Genomic DNA, 18,622 nt, shown 5'->3' with positions numbered 1-18,622 from the left:
TGGAGTGAATTCATTTTTAGTGGTTTTATGCTTGTTCTTCTTTTTGCATTTTTCGATTAAAGTAATTAGATGTCAGAAAGAAACCTAATGCAAAAATCAGCATTGTAAAAACGATACTCTCGACGATCAATATTTTATGTTGGGTTAATCCGTCCTTTGGAAGGAGAGTCCCGATATAGAAAAAAGTAGCCAATGCTGTTGTTATTGCTCCAAATGTTTTAAAATCATTAACCTTCGCCTGTAGCTTTTTTAAATTCATGAATACTACACCTTCCCTTCTTGTTGACTTAATAACTTTAACATATTTTATACAAGAAAAGTGAAGGTAATTAAAGGCAGTATATGTAGAGATTAGTAAGTATAAGTTGTCAATATAATAAGTATTGTCTTGTTGATTTCCACTTTTTGCTTTATTACTAAAACTATATTGATAAAATATTACTAGTATAGTTTCAACACAAAGAAGAAAGGAATTATTTAAAATCCCTTTCTTCTTAGAATGCTTTCATTAGCGCGTTCTCTTTGTCTATTTTAGACCATTCTTAATAAACTCAATCGTACGTTCAGTTTCCTGTTCTTCGTTCCAAAAAGGTGTATTTTCTAAGACGATTGAAGAGATAACTAGACCAATTACAGTTGAGATGATTAATCTTAGTACTGTCGGTATCGGTAGTTCTTTTATTTGTCCTTTATCGATAAACGATTGTAATACAGTAGCTACTTTAGGGTACATTTTATCTTTAAAGAGTCTTTTTAGCTCTTCTTGCATATCGTCTTGGAATGGCATTTCTTGTATGATTATTTTTACAGCTGCCTTATTTTTCTTTGCAAATTCCATGCGATTTTTAATAAGCGCATTTAGAAAATCTTCAAATGTTTCGTACTCTAAATGAAATACTGCTTTAGAAAAACGATCCATTTCAAAAGGAGCAATTGTTTTTACTAATGTCGGTTTGATGATACTTTTTAGTAAGTCCTTTTTTGTTTTAAAGTAACGAAAAATAGTACCTTCAGCAACATTTGCTTTTTTTGCAATTTCATTGGTAGATGTACTAACAAAACCTTTTTCGGCAAATATTTCAATTGCAGCTTCAAGAATTTTTATTTCTTTTTCATTCATTTCTTGTAATTTTTCTTCTGGAAAAAACTCTTCTAATTTAATTGGTAACACTCCTTAAATTGAACGCTGTTTCTTTAAAGCAACTATATTTAAAGAAATAAATACTATTGAAAATCCAAGTAGGATCAATAATTGATATACAACATCAGAAAGAGACTGCCCTTTTATCATAATACCTCTAAGAGCTTCTGCTCCATATGTCAGAGGTAAAATACCCCCGATAAATTTGAACCAATTTGGTAAAAACGCGGTTGAGAAAATACCAGAAAAAAGTATTTGAGGGACTGCAATAACCGGAATAAATTGTACTACTTGGAATTCATTATTTGCATATGCAGATAAGAGCATTCCAAGTGTAAGAGCAGTTAGAGATAATAAAATATTAACTACGCAGACTTCCCATGCACTTCCTACATTATACATATCTAATACACTGATTGAAAAGACTGTTATAATGACCGATTGGATTAAAGCAAAAAATCCAAAGCCTAAAATATAACCAACTACTATTTCCCATCTTTTGACTGGCGTGACAAGTAATCTTTCAAGTGTTGTTGTTAATCTTTCCCTTACAAATGAAATACCTGATAAGATAAATACAAATAAGAACGAGAAAAATCCAATAAAAATTGGTCCAATTGAATCAAATGATTCCATATTTTTACTACCATAAATTGGATCCATTACAATTTTAAGATTAGATGGTGTATTTTCCTTAATTGCAGATTGAATAGCATCCATTACTGCAGTTGTTCTTGCTTTATCTGTCCCTTCAAACTGTACAACAATTTCTCCTGATTTAAATAAGACAGCACCATCAAGATCCATATTTTTCAATTTATCTTTAATGTCTGAAGGATTCACATTTTTTACTTTCGCATAATCTTTCACAATTTGCTCAAATGCTGGAGGTGCATCTACTAGAGCTAAAGTTGGTTTCGTATCATCCTGTTTTAGGATATAAGAAAATAAAAACAATAATACGATAGGAGCTACAAAAATCATTGCAAGAGATCTTCTATCTTTTAAAAATTGTTTTATTATTCGTTTAGAAATAGCAAAGACTCTCATGAGCTCACCTCAGTATTAAAATATAGGTCTTCGATTTTACCTGTTTTTGATTGCGAGATTAAATTTTCAGTAGTATCTAAAGCAATTAATTCTCCTTCTCTAATTAATCCGATCCGTTCACATTTTTCAGCTTCTTCCATGATATGGGTTGTAATTATGATCGTAGTACCTTGTTTTTTCATTTCAAAAAATTGATTCCAAATTTGCTTTCTTAGTACTGGATCAATTCCAACTGTTGGTTCATCAAGGATAAGTAATGTAGGTTTATGGAGGATTGAAATGGCAAGAGAAAGTCGTTTTTTCATTCCCCCAGAGTATTGATTAACTTGTTTGTTTAATGAATCCTCTAAACCAACGATTTGAGCTACTTCTTGAATTCTCGACTTAAGTTCTTTACCTTTTAAATTATATAGAGCACCGAAGAAATTTAAATTATCAGCTCCCGTTAAATCGCTATATAAAGCATCAGATTGTCCCATATAGCCTATTGACGGAAGGACTGTGAAATTAGGCATTTCATTATTGTAAACTAATACTTCTCCTTTTGAACTTTTATCTATGCCAGCAATCAATTTTATTAAAGTTGTTTTACCAGAACCTGATGGGCCTAAAATCCCAAAAATCTCTCTTTCTTGAATGTTCATTGAAATATTTTTTAGTACAGCTCTTTTTCCAAATAAACGATCAACTTTTTGGATTTGAACAACATTGCTCATCTTATTCCTCCGTTCAAGTCTATTTTCATATATAGTATCCACAATGAGTGAGTACTCACTCCACATATTTATCTTAATTCACTTTTTATTGCCAGTCAACAAAAAGTGAGTACTCACTCAATTGTATTAGAATAAAAAAAGAAAGATGCCTATAAGACATCTTTCTTTAAACGATTTATAACGCTTTAATCATTTCCTCAACCATTAATGTTGAATTAACAGCTGCAGTATGAATGAATTGATCAAATGAAATATTTGATTCTTTACCTGCAATATCTGACAATGCTCGTGTGACAACAAATGGTACTTTAAAAGCATAACAAACTTGAGCGATTGCAGCTGCTTCCATCTCTACAGCATAAAGATCACCAAATTTCTCTTTTACAAAGTCAACTCGTACTGGATCGTTCATAAATGAATCACCAGTTACGATTAATCCTTCAACAACTTGGATACCATTAATTTTCTCAGCGCATTTTTTAGCGATAGACTTTAATTTGTCATCAGAAAGGAAAGCAGCTGGCATACCTGGAACTTGACCATATTCATAATTGAATGCAGTAACGTCTACGTCATGATGACGTACTTCAGTTGAGATAACAACGTCGCCAACATTTAAGTCTGTATGAAGTCCGCCTGCAGATCCTGTGTTAATAACAACATCAGGCTGATATTTTTCTAAAAGAATAGCTGTTGCCATTGCTGCATTAACTTTACCAATTCCAGACCTTAATAAAATTACTTCTTTTCCTTCGTATGTACCTATGTTATATTCTGAGCCTGCAACTTCTTCTTTTCTCAGGTTGTCTAATTTATCACGTAATACATGTACTTCTTCTTCCATTGCTCCAATTATAGCTATTTTCATTCTTTAAATTCCCTACTTTCACTTTCAAACTTTAATCATTTTACCATATAGAGTCATTTCATTCATCTTTAAGAATGCGTACAACAAAAAACACTTTAAATCTTAAATAGTTTCCCAAAAAGGAGCTCGCTTTCCGTGCGGCGTAAGCTTACCGTTTGCTCTAGTAGAGACTCAAACTTTTTAGCAATTCCCTATCGTTTTAATCCTTTAACTCTTTTACTTCTTGTACCAAAATAGGGAGCCAGCCTTCTTTTACAACCCAATGTAAGTACACGACATATTTATAGCTTAAGTCGTTTGTGGCAACGTATACATTTATACTTTGCTGATCGTATCCTTGACTAATATGCCAAATTGAATAATCTTCTTTTGTTAAAGAAATCGCATTTGATACTGCTTCTTCCATTTCATAAAAGTCCTGAGACTTATGACTATAATGAACTTTATGAGGCTCAACTTGTCTTGTTTTATTAGGTGTCCATTCTTTTACAGTCGATTCTATAATATTTTCATCATTTATTGAATCTTTAATAATCTCATTTACTTTGTCTCGATATTTCGCTTGATAAGGATTTGGTAAATCTGTCATTTGCTTTGGTTCTTGAGCAATCGTAGTAATCTGAGCTTTTGCAGTATTAGGCTCTATCTTTTGTTGGTTGACGATCGGTAATGTTATTTTTATCCCTAAATAGATGATTCCAAAAAGAAGTGGAATAAGTAGTATTCGGAAAAAATAATTTCCTCTTCGTACTCGTCTTAATTTTTGGACCCTTTTGTTTGGTTCAATTGAAGACATTTACAAAATCCTCCAAAAACAACTAATTTTTCCCTATTTTAACATAGAGTTAATTAATTAAAAATAGCTATTTTGTGTGGTTTTTATCAAAGTTATATATAGATTTTATTAAACTTGTAACAGTGTCAGAAGTAGATGTAACTTCGTTTGAAACATTTAAACTAACTACTGCGAATGCATACCTTGGCTTATCATATGGAAAATAACCTGCAAACCATTTGTTTTGTTCGACTATTTTACCATCTACTACTTTTGTTTCCGCTGTACCACTTTTCCCTGCTAAAGGGTAAGGCAAACTAGTATATCGATTTCCCGTTCCTTTCGCATCCGTAACTACACCTCGAAGTAACTCTCTTAATTGTTGCATTGAATCTGGAGCTAGATAATCATCAGCCAAAGTCTGTTCTGGGAATTTAAACATTTCTGTACCATTTTTATATAATACAGAATCTACTACTTTTACTTGTTTTGGGCTTCCACCTCGCGCAATGGTAGACATCATATTAGCTACGGCTAAAGGGGATACTTTCACGTCCTGTTGCCCAATGGATGTATTTAAGAGCTTATCACTTAAAGAGTTTCCTACAAAATAAGTTGGTTTCCCTTCATTTTGAAATTGACTAAAACTAGATTCATGATAGACAGATCCTGTCCATCCTACTGGACCATCTAAACCTAGCTTTTTGGCATATGTTTGAAACATATCTTTATTTTTTAAAGTTAATTGCTTACCTAATTGGCCAAATGTGTAATTACAACTTTCATAGAAACTTTGTTGAAAAGTTAAATTACCTTTTCGCTTTTTCTCCTCATCTTCGTATTTACCGACTAGATTATTATTGCAATTATACATTTGATTTTCTTTAACAATACCTTGATCTATTGAAGCAGCCGCTACAACTGTCTTAAAGACGGAACCAGGTGTACTAGCTAATAGTGCATAATTAGTCGCCGTATTATCATTCGAAGAAAATAAATTTTGGAAATTCATATTTGGTCGGCTAACCATTGCTAATAAATTGTTCGTCTTTACGTCAATTAGCACTGCAGCACCTTTTTGAAGTTTAGCTTGGTCAACAGCTTGTTCTAAAATTTGTTGTAAATCTTTATCTAGTGTAGTAGAAAGGGAAACTGGATAAAATGGATTACTAGGTTTTGCATATTTTACTTCGTTTCCAAACATCGGTTTACCTAAATTATCTACGTGAAGCATTAAATTAGATGTGCCATCAGATTTTAAGAAATCTTCAAACTGAGCCTCTAAACCAATTACCCCAAATTCTTTAGGCTTATAATCTCGATCACTTTCATACTGTTTTTCATATTGTTCTTTATTTTCTCTAGCTATTCCAATTAGGTGTTCTGCCAATTGTTTATCGTCTTTGTCTTGAGACAACATGGAAATTAATCCAGAAACATGTAAATTATTTATTTCATCAATTTTTTCAGATGTTAATGTTTTTGTCATTCCTTCTAATGTAAAAGGTTCTTTTTTACCATTAAACTGATTTTTAATATTTGCAACCGGAACACCTGTAATCGACGATAATTTTTCAATCGGCCAATCGATTGTTTTTAAAAATGGAAATAGAATAACTTTTGGAGTGTAAGCTGCACTTAATAATTTTCCATTTCGGTCAAGTATTTTTCCACGTCCATTATCAATCCGAAACTGAAATGTTCTTTGAGCAACACTTCGTTCGATTAAATTTACCTTTTGTGGGCCAAAATTCTTTTGATGAAGCACACTAATATCTAAACATCTGTATCCGATTAAAGAAAATAGTAATGAAAATAGTATTAATATGGCTTTTATCCGTCTATGCATATAAAAAACACCTCATCTACAGTGTAGACGGGGTGTTCTTTTTTCAAACAATTAAATTGTTAAACAAATCAAATTATTTAACAGCAAGTATTCTTACTTGCATATCTCCACCTGGAGTATTAATTGTTACTTCTTCACCAACAGTTTTGCCTAATAAGCTTTTTGCGATTGGAGAATCATTTGAAATTTTACCTTCAAATGGATCAGCCTCAGCACTACCAACAATTGTGTAAGTTTCTTCGTCACCAGCTGGTAATTCTAAGAAAGTTACAGATTTACCTAAAGTTACTGTATCTGATGCATCATTATTTTCAGTAATAATTTCAGCATTACGGATCATATTTTCTAAAGTTGTAATACGACCTTCAACAAATGCTTGTTCATCTTTTGCAGCATCGTATTCAGAGTTCTCTGAAAGGTCACCAAAGCTACGAGCAATTTTAATACGCTCTACTACTTCAGCACGCTTTACTGTTTTTAAATTTTCTAATTCTTGTTCTAATTTTTGTTTCCCAGCTAAAGTCATAGGGAATTTTTTTTCGTTAGCCATTTTGTACACTCCTTTTAGTATCCACCGTTTCTTTTATGTAGAACTTCTAAATATATGTTTATACAATATAGTTGTACAAACAGTGTATGAGAATAATTCATGAAACATTCAACTTATGAAAACGCATTCTTTTATATAGAAAGATGAAGAAGTGAGTGCTTCTCCATCTTTCCAAAATTATTTTTAGGAATTATTCTCTCATATGAACGTATTATAATACACTTACTCTTTCAAGTATAGTCTGAATTTTTGTAGCCATTAAATCAATAGCCACAAAGTTCTGACCGCCTTCTGGTATGATAATATCTGCGAATTTCTTAGATGGTTCACAGAATTGATTATGCATAGGGCGTACAACATTTACATATTGATCTACTACAGAATCAACTGTTCTTCCACGTTCTTTTATATCTCGTTGTATTCTACGAAGGATTCGTAAGTCAGCATCCGTATCTACAAATATCTTTATATCCATTAAATCACGTAAACGCTCGTCTTCTAATACTAGAATACCTTCTAAAATAATAACTTCTTTTGGCTCTACAGGGATTGTTTCTGAAGATCTTGTATGAATTGTATAGTCATATACAGGTTTTTCAATTGCTTTGTATTGCAATAAATCTTTTATATGCTCAATAAACAAATCATTATCAAATGCTAATGGATGGTCATAATTTGTTTTCAATCTTTCTTCCATTGGTAAATGCGTTTGATCTCTATAATAAGAATCTTGCTGTATCATTAAAATTGAATGACCTTTAAATTGATCATAGATTGCTTTTGTTACAGAAGTTTTACCAGAGCCAGTCCCTCCAGCAATTCCAATTACAATGGGCTTATTCCCCATACTTCAATCCCTCTTTCTTATCAAACTAACTTTTTTCTCATCATGTTGTAAGGATAAACTTTTTGATCCACTTTAATTTTTACAATTTCTAATGGATGTCTTGCAGCGTCTACTTCTGCTCCTTCTTCATTAACAATTACACCAACTGTTTGTTTGAAGTTGTCCATTTCAGGTCCAAAGAATTCAATTTGGTCACCTGGTTTGAAGTAGTTACGTTGTTGGATTGTTGCGATACCAGTTTCATCATCATAGTCTAATACAAGACCTGCAAAATCATACGTTGTTTTTTTGCTATGATTTCCATACATTTGCTCTTTCATTCCTGGCAACCCTTCAAAGAATGAAGAAGCAGTGTCACGATTAGCACATTTATCTAGTTCTTCAACCCATTCTTCTTTGAATTCAAAGTTTTCTGGGTCAGTACAATATGCATCAATTATTTTACGATAAACAGATACTACTGTTGCTACGTAATGAATTGATTTCATACGTCCTTCAATTTTTAAACTATCTACACCCATTTCAATAAATTTAGGAATTGAACGTAATAAATTTAAATCTTTAGGGCTCATTGCAAATGGAGCATCTTCTTCAGCAAATAAAGCATTTTCAGAAGCATCCGGATTTTGTGACTCAGTTTGAACTAAATCGTAATCCCAACGACATGATTGACAGCATCCACCACGGTTTGAATCACGTGCAGTCATATGATTACTTAAAGTACAACGACCAGAATAAGCAATACACATTGCTCCATGAATAAATGTTTCAATTTCAACGTCTACTTTTTCTTTTATTTCTTTTATTTCTTCAAAGCTCGTCTCACGTGCTAATACTAATCGATGTAACCCTTCTTCTTTCCAGTATTGTGCAGCACGATAATTTGATAAAGATTGTTGAGTACTTAAATGTACCTCTAATTTAGGAGCAGCCTCTTTACATGTTTCAATAATATATGGGTCAGCTACTATAATACCTGTAACTCCTGCAGCTTCAATCCCTTGTAAATACTCAACTAATCCGTCCATGTTTTCGTTATGAGCAAATATATTTGTTGTTACATAAATTTTCGCATTAAATTTGTTTGCAAATGCTACCCCTTCAGCCATTTCTTCTATAGAGAAGTTATCTGCATTCGAACGTAAACCAAACTCTCTACCACCGATAAATACAGCATCTGCGCCGTATCTTACTGCAATTTTTAATTTTTCTAAATTACCAGCCGGTGCTAATAGCTCAGGTTTCTTCACGATTACACGTTTGCCATCAACTATTTTATCTAATTGTCCAATTGCCATTATTAATCCTCCTCTTTAATACAGGACTAATGTCCAAGGCTCTAAAATACCGCTTCACTAGAATTCCCTGGCTGTCCTGCTATTCCATGATTTGATCTTGCTTCTATTAATACACCGTTTCTTTAAAGAAGAATCCTGTGTCCAATGGTCTATTTACAGGTTGAATTGCTTCGATTTTGTCGAAAAGGTCGTCTTTAATTTCTTCGTAAGCTTCACGGTCTTCTACACATAGATCGATAGCTTGTCTGTATAGTTTTGTTACTTCAATGATATACTCTGAAGATTTTAAGACTCCGTCAATTTTGAATGAATCAATACCTGCATCAACTAATTCTTCTAACTCATTAACTATACAAATATCATTTGGACTCATAATATGAGTTCCATTTTGATCTTCAAAAATTGGATATTTATTATTACGCTCGTGGTCAACTAGGAACATATTTTCTTCATATTTCTTTTGTTGAACGATTTCTAAATTCTTTCCTTGGTATTCAAAATAGTTACCGACAAGTGAACGTTTTGATTGGAACATAGCAGTCATCCCATGTACTTGTACTTCGATTTCTACTTTAGCATTTTCTTTAATTTCAGCGACAGCTTCAAAGCTTAATTCTCTAGCTAATACCGCACGTTTAGATCCACGTTTTCCCCAGTAATTACATGTAAACCAGTTAGTTGCCGTTGTTTCTGTATTCCAATGTAATTGCATATTAGGTGCAATCGCACGTACAGACATAAGAACTGCAGGATCTCCGAATACAATTGCATCCACATTTGCATCTCTTAAAAAAGCAATATAATCTTCAATTTCATCAAGAATTTCATTATGGTAGACGCCATTCATCGCTACATATACTTTTACATTTTTTTTATGTGCAATTTCTACTGCTTCTTTTACAGCTTCACGATTAAATTCGCCCGCTAAGCGTAATCCAAAACGTTGTTCACCAATAATAACCGCGTCTGCACCAGCATCAGCTAATTTATCTATATCATTTAGGTTAGTTGGCGTAACTAATAATTCAGGCTTAATCATTATTAACTCCCCTTTTCTTACTAATAGCAACTCCATCACCAATTGGTATAATTGTTGAATCATACTTAGGGTGATTCATTAGCCATTCATTGTAATTTTGAATCTTTTTTATTAAAGCTTTCTTTCGTCGATCATCAACAAGATCCGCACTTTCAGCAACTTGCCCTTTAAATAAAACATTATCTGAAATGATAACTCCTCTGTCTGATAACAAAGGCTCATATAATTCAAAAAATCGTTTATACTGAGCTTTAGCTGCGTCGATAAAAATAACATCAAATTGTCTGTTTTCAGGCAACTTTTCTTTTAAAAGTAAAGCATCACCTTCTAAAAGTAGAATTCGATTGCTGTAATCACTTCGCTCAATAAACTCTTTTGCTTTTCGAATTCTCTCTGCATTTCGCTCCATTGTAACAATCTTCACATTTGGAAACTCTTTTGCCATTCGAATACTTGAATAGCCTATTGCACTACCAATTTCAAGAATGGAAGTTGGCTGTATTAAATAAAGTAAACCAAGCATAAATTCCATACCTGCTTTATCCATTATCGGCACATGATGCTCAAATGCATAAGTTTCCATTTCTTCTATAAAAGGTTCTCTATGTTTATAAAAATTCGCCAAGTATTGACGAACTAAAACGTCATTCATTGCTTATAAAGCCTCCAATAGAAATACAACCTTGTCTAAAAACAAGGTGTAAGTAAAATTTCTGTGTATCTGAATTTTTTTAGACCCGTAATATTCTAACATAAAAAAAAGACCCTTGGCTAGTACCAAGAATGGTTGCAACGCTTTCACTATTTTTAAATTTACAAAATTCCTCAGTAGACTATTTATACTACTGAGGAATTTAATATTTTTTATACAAGTATTTCCAACTTTTTATTTTATATGCTTTTCTTTTTCAGTATTGTGCTCTGCTAACGATTTTGTAAAGATTACTTTACCTGTTTTATCAGCAAGGAAATATAAATAATCTGATTTAGCAGGCTCAAGAGCAGCTTCTATACTATCAACGCCAGCACTTGCGATTGGTCCTACTGGTAACCCTTTAACATAGTAAGTATTATAAGGAGATTTAACTTCTAAATCTTTATATAATACACGTTCTTTATGTTTACCAAGTGCATACAAAACTGTTGGATCCGTTTGTAATGGCATTCCTATTTTTAGTCGGTTATAAAATACACTTGAAATTAACTTTCGATCTGTTGTACCAGTGGCTTCTTCCTCAATTAACGAGGCCATTGTTAACGTCTGATGAGGAGTAAGCTTTTGGTTACTCATTTCTGTTTTATATAGGTCTAATGTTTTCATTGTTTGTTTTAACATTGGTGTAATAATTTCCTCTAAACTTGGAGTATAATCCCCATACATATAAGTTGAAGGATATAAGTACCCTTCTAATGGATAGCGAATTCCAGGTTTAAAAACATCATTCGTTATTAATTGAGGAAACTTTTTTTGTAGCCCCTGAATAAATGCTTTATCATTCAACTGTTTTAGTACAGCTGCTTGATCTAGTTTAAAACCTTTTGCAATAATCGCTGCAATTTCGTTTAATTGAGAACCTTCAGGAATCATTAAATCCTTAACAGCAACTTGATATTTACCACCTACCTGTAAGTGGTTTACAATCGTTGCAACTCCTTGGTTTTCGCTAAAATGATAATTCCCTGATTTTAGACTAGCGTTGTTATGCAACTTCACATATAGTTTAAAAATTGATGTATTTTTTATTAAGTTTTTCTTTTTAAAAATTGCTGCAATATTATCAACAGAGCTTCCTTCAGGAATTGTTACTAATTTAATTTGTTTATTTGCTGAATTAACAGGTTTTAACATATATTTATATGATGCAAAACCCGCTCCAACTACGACAATACAAGCAATAATTAAATATGTAAAAATAAGCATAATCCTGCTTTTTTTATTTGTATTCTTGTATCCATTTTTATCATAATCGTTAAATGACAAACTTATCTACCTCCTTTTCCACGTTATAGTATACTACAAATATGTGCTAAATCGGCAATTTTCTACATAAAAAAAATGCTAAACACTTTTATAAGTGATTAGCATTTTTAAATCCAGAGATATTATTCTCCTTCTTCTTCGTCAAAGAAAGTGTTTAATACTTCTTCAACCATTTCCCACTCTTCGTCAGATTCGATTGGATATAACTCTCCATCTTCACCATCTTCTGCAGGAATAAAGCTAGATGCATGGTAGATTGGGTCTCCATCTTCATCAAACTCTTGTCCAACTGGACTATAAATTACGTATGATTTACCATAATCATCTGATTCAAAAGTCATGATAATATTACAAAGAATCTCATTACCTTCCTCATCGATGATTGTAATTTGTCTGTCTTCACCGTGTTCCATTTATATCACCTCTATTATTTTAATCCTTTTATGTATTAGTATAAAAGTGAATAGGTGGAGGGGCCGTCAACACTTGTTGTCGGCCAATCTCCATTCTTCTTTATCACTTTATACTATCTAAGTAGTTTTGTAAAATAACTACTGCCGCCATTTTATCGATTACTTGTTTTCTTTTCTTGCGACTTACGTCAGCAGAGATTAGAAATCGTTCGGCAGCCATTGTTGAAAGTCTTTCATCCCATAGTATAACCGGAAGTTTGAATTCTTCTTCAATCATTTTTCCAAAGCGCGTACATGCTTCACCGCGTTCTCCAATACTTCCGTTCATATTTTTAGGTAAACCTACCACTACTTTTTCGATTTCGTAGCTATCAATGATTTCTTTTAGTCGGTCTAGTCCAAATTTCTGACGTTCTTCATCAATTCTGACTGTCTCAATACCTTGAGCTGTCCAACCAAGAGCATCACTTACAGCTACACCAATTGTTTTTGTACCTACATCTAGCCCAAGTGCTCTCATTAATTATTCTCCACGATGTTGTTGTAAGTAAGATTTAACTAATTCCTCAATGATTTCATCACGTTCTAATTTTTTCATCATACTTCTTGCGTCATTGTGACGAGGAATGTATGCAGGATCACCTGATAATAAGTATCCTACTATTTGATTGATTGGATTATAGCCTTTTTCTTGTAACGCGTCATGAACCTTTAACAATACTTCATTAACTCGTATATCTTGACCTTCATCTTGCAAACTAAACTTCATCGTTTTATCAAATGAATCCATACAAAGCACCCCACTTATCCGTATATTTTTAGCTAATTACATTGTACCATTTTTATTACGCAGTTACGAATCAGCTGAAAATTTTTATATCTGTTATTGTACACGATTTTTGTATTATTTTGAAATCGTGTTCATCCATTTTTCAACAAAAGCAACAGCCTCATCTAATTTCGAAGGATCCTTACCGCCAGCTTGAGCCATATCAGGACGGCCTCCGCCTCCTCCGCCACAAATTGAAGCAGCTTCTTTTATTAGATTTCCTGCATGATATCCTTGACCTACTAAATCTTTTGTGACACCAGCAATTAAGTTTACTTTACCTTCATTAGCAGAACCAAGTAATACAACAACAGAACCAATTTTATTTTTAAGGTCATCAACCATTGTGCGAAGACTATTCATATCTGCTCCATTTACTTTAGCAGCTACAAATTTTACTCCATTTACTTCTTTCACGTTATTACTAATATTTCCTGCTTCAATATTGCTTAATTTTGAAGAAAGTGATTCATTTTCTTTTTGTACTTGTTTTAAATCTGTTTGTAAAGTTTCAATACGAGCAACAACGTCTTTCGTATTTGATTTTAATAGACTAGCTGCCTCTTTTAGTTGACCAATTTGTTCTTGCATATATTCGTAAGCTGATTTGCCAGTTACTGCTTCAATACGGCGCGTACCAGCTCCAATTCCTGACTCAGAAATTATTTTAAATGTACCGATCGATGCTGTGTTATCTACATGACATCCACCACATAGTTCAAGACTATAATCTCCAACTTGTACTACTCGTACTACATCACCATACTTTTCACCAAATAATGCCATTGCACCCATTGCTTTTGCTTCAGCAATTGCTTTTTCAGAAATTTGAACTGGAATGCTTTCCCAAATTTTTTCATTCACAATTTTTTCAATTGTTTCAAGTTCTTCAGACGTTACTTGACCGAAATGCGAGAAGTCAAAACGTAAGCGTTCTTGGTTTACTAATGAACCAGCTTGATTTACATGAGTTCCAAGTACATCCTTTAATGCTTGGTGTAATAAGTGAGTAGCTGTGTGGTTCTTTACAATACTTGAACGGTTAGCTTTATTAATTGTTGAATCAACTTTAGCACCAACTGATAAAGCTCCTTCAACAACTTTCACTCGATGTAAATTTTGTCCGTTTGGGGCTTTTTGAACATCAAGCACTTCTACTTTTAAACCAGGAGCAGTTAAAGTTCCACGGTCTGCAATTTGACCTCCACTTTCAGCGTAGAAAGGAGTAACATCAAGAATTAAATGAGCTTCTTCTCCATTTGCTACATCTTCAACTTTTTCTCCGTCTTGTACTAGAACAAGAACTGTAGAATTAACCGAACCTTCGCTATACCCTACAAAAGTTGAAGTTTCTTTGATTTCACGAAGTGCTTCACTTTGTACCTGCATTGAGTCAACATCTTGTCTTGCAGAACGAGCACGCTCACGTTGTTTCTCCATTTCAACTTCGAAACCGTCATGATCTACGGTTAATCCTTCTTCTTCTGCATACTCTTCTGTTAATTCAATCGGGAATCCGTAAGTGTCATAAAGACGGAAAACATCTTCACCTTTAATTACAGTACTTCCTTTAGCTTTTGCATCCTTCATTACATTTGTAAGAAGTGATAATCCTTCATGTAATGTTTCATGGAAACGTTCTTCCTCATTTTTAATTACTTTTTGAATGAACGGTACTTTTTCTTTCACATTTGGATAGAAGCTTTCCATGATTTCTGCAACAACTGGAACAAGCTCAAACATAAATGGACGTTCAACACCTAATTTTTTAGCAAAACGAACTGCACGACGGATTAAACGACGTAATACATATCCGCGACCTTCATTTGAAGGAAGAGCGCCATCTGCAACAGCAAAAGATACCGTACGGATATGGTCAGCAATTACTTTAAAAGCAGTATCTTGATCTAATTGTCCATTTCGATATTTTTGACCCGAAATTGTTTCAACAACATTGATAATTGGCATAAACAAATCAGTGTCAAAGTTTGTGTCTACTTCTTGTAGTACACTTGCCATACGTTCTAAGCCCATACCAGTATCAATGTTTTTGCTTGGTAATTCAGGGTATTCTTTACGGTCTAAACCATCTTTTGAATTAAATTGAGAGAATACAATATTCCAAACTTCTAAATATCGATCATTTTCTAAATCCTCTTTTAATAATTTAATTCCAATGTTTTCTAGATCATATTTTGTTCCACGATCATAGAAAATCTCTGTACATGGTCCACAAGGTCCTTCACCAATTTCCCAGAAGTTACCTTCTAACAGGATAATATGCTCAGGATCTAATCCTAATTTAATCCACAAATCATACGTTTCTTTATCCTCAGGATAGACTGTAACGTATAATTTTTCTTTTTCAAAACCAAACCATTCAGATGAAGTTAAAAGCTCCCAACCCCATGTTACAGCTTCTTCACGGAAATAATCTCCGATAGAGAAATTACCTAACATTTCAAAAAAAGTATGGTGACGAGCTGTTTTCCCAACATTCTCAATATCATTTGTTCGAATTGATTTTTGTGAATTTGTTATTCTTGGATTCTCTGGAATTACTCGACCATCAAAATATTTTTTTAATGTCGCTACACCACTATTGATCCATAATAAAGTTGGATCTTCTACTGGTACTAAAGATGCACTTGGCTCAATAGAGTGACCTTTTTCTTTAAAGAAGTCTAAGTACATTTGGCGAATTTGAGCAGCAGTTAGCTTTTTCATTATATTAACCTCCATTTAGTAAAATTATCATGTTATAAAAACAAAAAAATCCCGTCCCTAAAACAGGGACGAGATGTACTCGCGATACCACCCTGATTATGAATAGAAAGCTTGTTGCTTAGGCAAAATGCCTCGAAGTCTATTCATCACCTCAAGAGACCGTAACGTGGTCTGACGCGTCAGTGATTAGCTGCATTCAGGAGTAGCTTTTCTGTCACCCTTCATTAAAGTTTCTTTCAGCCTAGGAAACTTCTCTCTTTTGCATAAGCTTAAATGGTTTAGTGACATACTTGTTCCTTCAAAATTTTGCAAATATAAATTGTATGAAAAAATAGTATCATTGTCAAAAATGAAAGTCAAGTTGAGAGACGTTCTTTTCTATTACTGTAATAACGAATAACAGAAATGATGACAACTAATACTGGAACGGCAATTAACAAACCAATAAAACCAGCTATTTCACCTGCAACTAATAATGAAAACATAATAATAACTGGATGAGTATGAATTGATTTTCCAATTATGAGCGGAGAAAGTACGTTACCTTCGATCAATTGTAAAATAATTAATGTAATACCTACTCTAATTAATAAACTTGTCCCTCCCGAAGCGGCTAGAAACAGAGTTGGTATAGCTCCAATAACTGGTCCGAAATACGGAATGATATCTGTTATTCCTATGACCACTCCTAATACTAGAGCATACTTCATTCGAACAATCCAAAGAAATATTGTTGCTAGTACAAACAGTAAAAAACAAACTAAGATTTGACCACGAATATATTTTCCAAATGTATTATTAAGTTCTTTTGCTAAACCTTTTGCTTCATATCGCCATTTGTAAGGGATAATTTTCCAAAATATATTCAATAAGACCTTATAATCTTTTAAAAAGTAAAAAACGATAAACGGAATGATAAAGAGTGAAATAATATTATTTACTAATTGCTTCATCCATTCACCAGATTTATTCAATAATGATAATCCCGATTTTTCAGCACCATTAATCATTAAATCAATACGATTATGAAGAAAAATTGGCATCCTCGAAGTTTTTCGATCGATTTTTGATAAAAAATTATCATATAATGCCATTACTTTAGGAAAAGCTCTTAAAATATCTTGCCACTGTTGTTTAAAAATTGGGAGTAGTAAATAAAGCCCTAGTACACACCCTCCAAAAAATAATAAATAAATCAATAAAATCGCAAATACTCGTTTTATCCCTTTTTTATGAATATATTCAATTGCTGGATGTAACAAATAGGCAATTATTAACCCAATCAAAAATGGAACCATCGATTTTAAAACACCAATTACAATATGTAGATACACTGGTTTTAAATAATAAAAAACTATTCCAACTAATCCAATGAGCAAAATTAAACATAATCGATATATCCACTTCAGCTTTAAACCGTCCATAAAAAAACCCCCATACTGATAATAGTATGGAGAATTTCAATTAAATTATGTGACTTGTTAAAAATGTTGCGAAGTCTTCTCTCTTCACAACATTCAATACACATTTCGTTTTTGCCGTTGCCAAAAACTTATAAAAATCTATAAATTGATGTTTTCTTCCCTGTTCTATGTGTTCAATTTTGCCGAAGCTACTTTCGTTGGTTTAACACTCCAAGGGCGTAAATTCGGATACAACGAATCCTACATATTAGTAATGACGTCTAGGTGTCAGATTACTAATTTATATCTTGACAAGTTGATCGCAGCGTTAAAATCTCGATCTATTTCATGACCGCATTCACATTGGTATAATCGGTCTGATAGTTTTAAATCGTTTTTCAAATTCCCACAACTTGAACACGTTTTAGAAGATGGGTACCATTGATCAGCTTCAACAAATTCAATGCCATATTTTTCACATTTATAATGAATTTGGCGTTTGAATTTAAATAAACACTGCTTCGTAATTGCTTTTGAAAGATGCTTATTCTTCATCATCCCTTTAATATTTAGATTTTCCATTACGATGCGGCGCCGAGGAGGCTAAAGAATCTCGCCCCATGGAAAGCGAGCACACTGTAGTGGAAATCAATAGGCACAACTTACTTATCAACGATCAATCCAAAAACTTAAACTAACTCTTTTTCGACAGTAAAAAAGCACATGCCTTTTAGACATGTGCTTAAAAAAATTAAAGCATTTTTTTCAATGACTTTCTCATACGTTTCATGTTCTTTGAAGTAAGCCATTTGTTATCGTACATTAACTTCATCGCAAGTGCACCTGCACCTAAACCTAAACCTAATAAAGAGCTTTTTCTAGCCATCAATTACCCACTCCTACATACTAAGTTTTCGATCCTCTTCGTCAAATAAATCATCCAACGAACTTAACGTACCATCTTCTTCAACTTGGTGGGTATAAATCATGCCTTTATTAATTGTTAGTTCAATATAACATCCCCAACAATAATATTGATTTACACCTATCTTCCCTAAGTCTTTACTATGACAATTTGGACAATTCACAACGCTCGCTCCCTTAGCCTAAAAAAGGCAATGTTTCTAAGCATTGTG

The 18,622-nt window shown here is 33.0% G+C and carries 20 protein-coding genes and 1 pseudogene; all 21 read right to left on the bottom strand.

The features are described from left to right. Positions 1-25: 25 nt before the first annotated feature. Positions 26-259, bottom strand: coding sequence for a YrhC family protein (locus ACFVR2_RS00910; RefSeq protein ID WP_387358037.1), 234 nt, complete (start codon positions 257-259; stop codon positions 26-28). Positions 260-526: 267 nt separating this feature from the next. After that, on the bottom strand, positions 527-1,171 hold the full coding sequence (locus ACFVR2_RS00905) for a TetR/AcrR family transcriptional regulator (RefSeq protein ID WP_335475512.1): 645 nt from the start codon (positions 1,169-1,171) through the stop codon (positions 527-529). A gap of 3 nt (positions 1,172-1,174) precedes the next feature. After that, positions 1,175-2,191, bottom strand: coding sequence for an ABC transporter permease (locus ACFVR2_RS00900; RefSeq protein ID WP_387358035.1), 1,017 nt, complete (start codon positions 2,189-2,191; stop codon positions 1,175-1,177). Beyond that, positions 2,188-2,907, bottom strand: coding sequence for an ABC transporter ATP-binding protein (locus ACFVR2_RS00895; protein WP_387358033.1), 720 nt, complete (start codon positions 2,905-2,907; stop codon positions 2,188-2,190). Before ACFVR2_RS00895 ends, ACFVR2_RS00900 begins: the two co-directional genes overlap by 4 nt. Positions 2,908-3,082: 175 nt before the next feature. Beyond that, positions 3,083-3,775, bottom strand: coding sequence for a 5'-methylthioadenosine/S-adenosylhomocysteine nucleosidase (gene mtnN / locus ACFVR2_RS00890; RefSeq protein ID WP_387358031.1), 693 nt, complete (start codon positions 3,773-3,775; stop codon positions 3,083-3,085). 199 nt (positions 3,776-3,974) lie between these two features. Next, on the bottom strand, positions 3,975-4,571 hold the full coding sequence (locus ACFVR2_RS00885) for a YrrS family protein (RefSeq protein ID WP_387358029.1): 597 nt from the start codon (positions 4,569-4,571) through the stop codon (positions 3,975-3,977). Positions 4,572-4,638: 67 nt separating this feature from the next. Beyond that, entirely contained in the window at positions 4,639-6,399 is a 1,761-nt protein-coding gene (locus ACFVR2_RS00880) for a peptidoglycan D,D-transpeptidase FtsI family protein (RefSeq protein WP_387358027.1), read from the bottom strand. 73 nt (positions 6,400-6,472) lie between these two features. Next, entirely contained in the window at positions 6,473-6,949 is a 477-nt protein-coding gene (greA, locus tag ACFVR2_RS00875; RefSeq protein ID WP_098860253.1) for a transcription elongation factor GreA, read from the bottom strand. Between the two features lie 211 nt (positions 6,950-7,160). Next, positions 7,161-7,796 carry a uridine kinase gene (gene udk, locus ACFVR2_RS00870; RefSeq protein ID WP_056472723.1) on the bottom strand — a complete coding sequence of 212 codons (636 nt, stop codon included), beginning with the start codon at positions 7,794-7,796 and terminating at the stop codon, positions 7,161-7,163. 20 nt (positions 7,797-7,816) lie between these two features. After that, positions 7,817-9,094, bottom strand: a complete 1,278-nt coding sequence (locus tag ACFVR2_RS00865; protein ID WP_387358025.1) for a peptidase U32 family protein — start codon at positions 9,092-9,094, stop codon at positions 7,817-7,819. Positions 9,095-9,200: 106 nt separating this feature from the next. After that, the gene (locus tag ACFVR2_RS00860; RefSeq protein ID WP_387358023.1) at positions 9,201-10,133 is read right to left on the bottom strand and encodes a peptidase U32 family protein; all 933 of its coding nucleotides are present in this window, start codon (positions 10,131-10,133) and stop codon (positions 9,201-9,203) included. Then, positions 10,126-10,785, bottom strand: a complete 660-nt coding sequence (locus ACFVR2_RS00855) for an O-methyltransferase (protein ID WP_129688114.1) — start codon at positions 10,783-10,785, stop codon at positions 10,126-10,128. The genes ACFVR2_RS00860 and ACFVR2_RS00855 overlap by 8 nt, the downstream gene beginning before the upstream one ends. A gap of 234 nt (positions 10,786-11,019) precedes the next feature. Beyond that, positions 11,020-12,114: an endolytic transglycosylase MltG gene (gene mltG, locus ACFVR2_RS00850; protein WP_387358021.1), complete on the bottom strand. Its 1,095-nt coding sequence runs from the start codon at positions 12,112-12,114 to the stop codon at positions 11,020-11,022. A gap of 122 nt (positions 12,115-12,236) precedes the next feature. Then, a complete protein-coding gene (locus ACFVR2_RS00845; protein ID WP_056472710.1) occupies positions 12,237-12,527 on the bottom strand; it encodes a DUF1292 domain-containing protein in 291 nt (96 codons plus the stop codon). A 103-nt stretch (positions 12,528-12,630) separates the two neighbouring features. Next, a complete protein-coding gene (ruvX, locus tag ACFVR2_RS00840; RefSeq protein ID WP_387358019.1) occupies positions 12,631-13,047 on the bottom strand; it encodes a Holliday junction resolvase RuvX in 417 nt (138 codons plus the stop codon). Between the two features lie 3 nt (positions 13,048-13,050). Then, positions 13,051-13,317 carry an IreB family regulatory phosphoprotein gene (locus ACFVR2_RS00835; RefSeq protein ID WP_056472706.1) on the bottom strand — a complete coding sequence of 89 codons (267 nt, stop codon included), beginning with the start codon at positions 13,315-13,317 and terminating at the stop codon, positions 13,051-13,053. A 114-nt stretch (positions 13,318-13,431) separates the two neighbouring features. Continuing rightward, positions 13,432-16,083 (bottom strand): alanine--tRNA ligase, encoded by a 2,652-nt coding sequence (gene alaS / locus ACFVR2_RS00830; protein WP_387358017.1) that lies wholly within the window; start codon positions 16,081-16,083, stop codon positions 13,432-13,434. 356 nt (positions 16,084-16,439) lie between these two features. Beyond that, positions 16,440-17,507, bottom strand: a complete 1,068-nt coding sequence (locus tag ACFVR2_RS00825) for an AI-2E family transporter (RefSeq protein WP_387358015.1) — start codon at positions 17,505-17,507, stop codon at positions 16,440-16,442. Positions 17,508-17,774: 267 nt separating this feature from the next. After that, positions 17,775-18,077: pseudogene (locus ACFVR2_RS00820) on the bottom strand (RNA-guided endonuclease InsQ/TnpB family protein); the annotation flags it as partial. A gap of 160 nt (positions 18,078-18,237) precedes the next feature. Next, the gene (locus ACFVR2_RS00815) at positions 18,238-18,372 is read right to left on the bottom strand and encodes a DUF3918 family protein (protein WP_082459514.1); all 135 of its coding nucleotides are present in this window, start codon (positions 18,370-18,372) and stop codon (positions 18,238-18,240) included. Positions 18,373-18,385: 13 nt separating this feature from the next. Continuing rightward, positions 18,386-18,574: a hypothetical protein gene (locus tag ACFVR2_RS00810; RefSeq protein ID WP_248268342.1), complete on the bottom strand. Its 189-nt coding sequence runs from the start codon at positions 18,572-18,574 to the stop codon at positions 18,386-18,388. Between the last annotated feature and the right edge of the window lie 48 nt (positions 18,575-18,622).

The sequence above is a fragment of the Gottfriedia sp. NPDC057991 genome, from assembly GCF_042886615.1.
GTDB lineage: Bacteria > Bacillota > Bacilli > Bacillales > Bacillaceae_G > Gottfriedia.
Note: the sequence above shows the minus strand (reverse complement) of the source record. Positions and strands in the feature narration are given on the sequence as shown.

Coding starts and splice junctions, on each gene's coding strand:
- ACFVR2_RS00860 (WP_387358023.1), bottom strand. CDS start 10,133: ATGATTAAGCCTGAATTATTAGTTACGCCAACTAACCTAAATGATATA.
- ACFVR2_RS00825 (WP_387358015.1), bottom strand. CDS start 17,507: ATGGACGGTTTAAAGCTGAAGTGGATATATCGATTATGTTTAATTTTG.
- ACFVR2_RS00900 (WP_387358035.1), bottom strand. CDS start 2,191: ATGAGAGTCTTTGCTATTTCTAAACGAATAATAAAACAATTTTTAAAA.
- ACFVR2_RS00855 (WP_129688114.1), bottom strand. CDS start 10,785: ATGAATGACGTTTTAGTTCGTCAATACTTGGCGAATTTTTATAAACAT.
- greA (WP_098860253.1), bottom strand. CDS start 6,949: ATGGCTAACGAAAAAAAATTCCCTATGACTTTAGCTGGGAAACAAAAA.
- ACFVR2_RS00895 (WP_387358033.1), bottom strand. CDS start 2,907: ATGAGCAATGTTGTTCAAATCCAAAAAGTTGATCGTTTATTTGGAAAA.
- ACFVR2_RS00845 (WP_056472710.1), bottom strand. CDS start 12,527: ATGGAACACGGTGAAGACAGACAAATTACAATCATCGATGAGGAAGGT.
- udk (WP_056472723.1), bottom strand. CDS start 7,796: ATGGGGAATAAGCCCATTGTAATTGGAATTGCTGGAGGGACTGGCTCT.
- ruvX (WP_387358019.1), bottom strand. CDS start 13,047: ATGAGAGCACTTGGGCTAGATGTAGGTACAAAAACAATTGGTGTAGCT.
- alaS (WP_387358017.1), bottom strand. CDS start 16,083: ATGAAAAAGCTAACTGCTGCTCAAATTCGCCAAATGTACTTAGACTTC.
- ACFVR2_RS00910 (WP_387358037.1), bottom strand. CDS start 259: ATGAATTTAAAAAAGCTACAGGCGAAGGTTAATGATTTTAAAACATTT.
- ACFVR2_RS00880 (WP_387358027.1), bottom strand. CDS start 6,399: ATGCATAGACGGATAAAAGCCATATTAATACTATTTTCATTACTATTT.
- ACFVR2_RS00865 (WP_387358025.1), bottom strand. CDS start 9,094: ATGGCAATTGGACAATTAGATAAAATAGTTGATGGCAAACGTGTAATC.
- mtnN (WP_387358031.1), bottom strand. CDS start 3,775: ATGAAAATAGCTATAATTGGAGCAATGGAAGAAGAAGTACATGTATTA.
- ACFVR2_RS00835 (WP_056472706.1), bottom strand. CDS start 13,317: ATGGATTCATTTGATAAAACGATGAAGTTTAGTTTGCAAGATGAAGGT.
- ACFVR2_RS00885 (WP_387358029.1), bottom strand. CDS start 4,571: ATGTCTTCAATTGAACCAAACAAAAGGGTCCAAAAATTAAGACGAGTA.
- ACFVR2_RS00815 (WP_082459514.1), bottom strand. CDS start 18,372: ATGGCTAGAAAAAGCTCTTTATTAGGTTTAGGTTTAGGTGCAGGTGCA.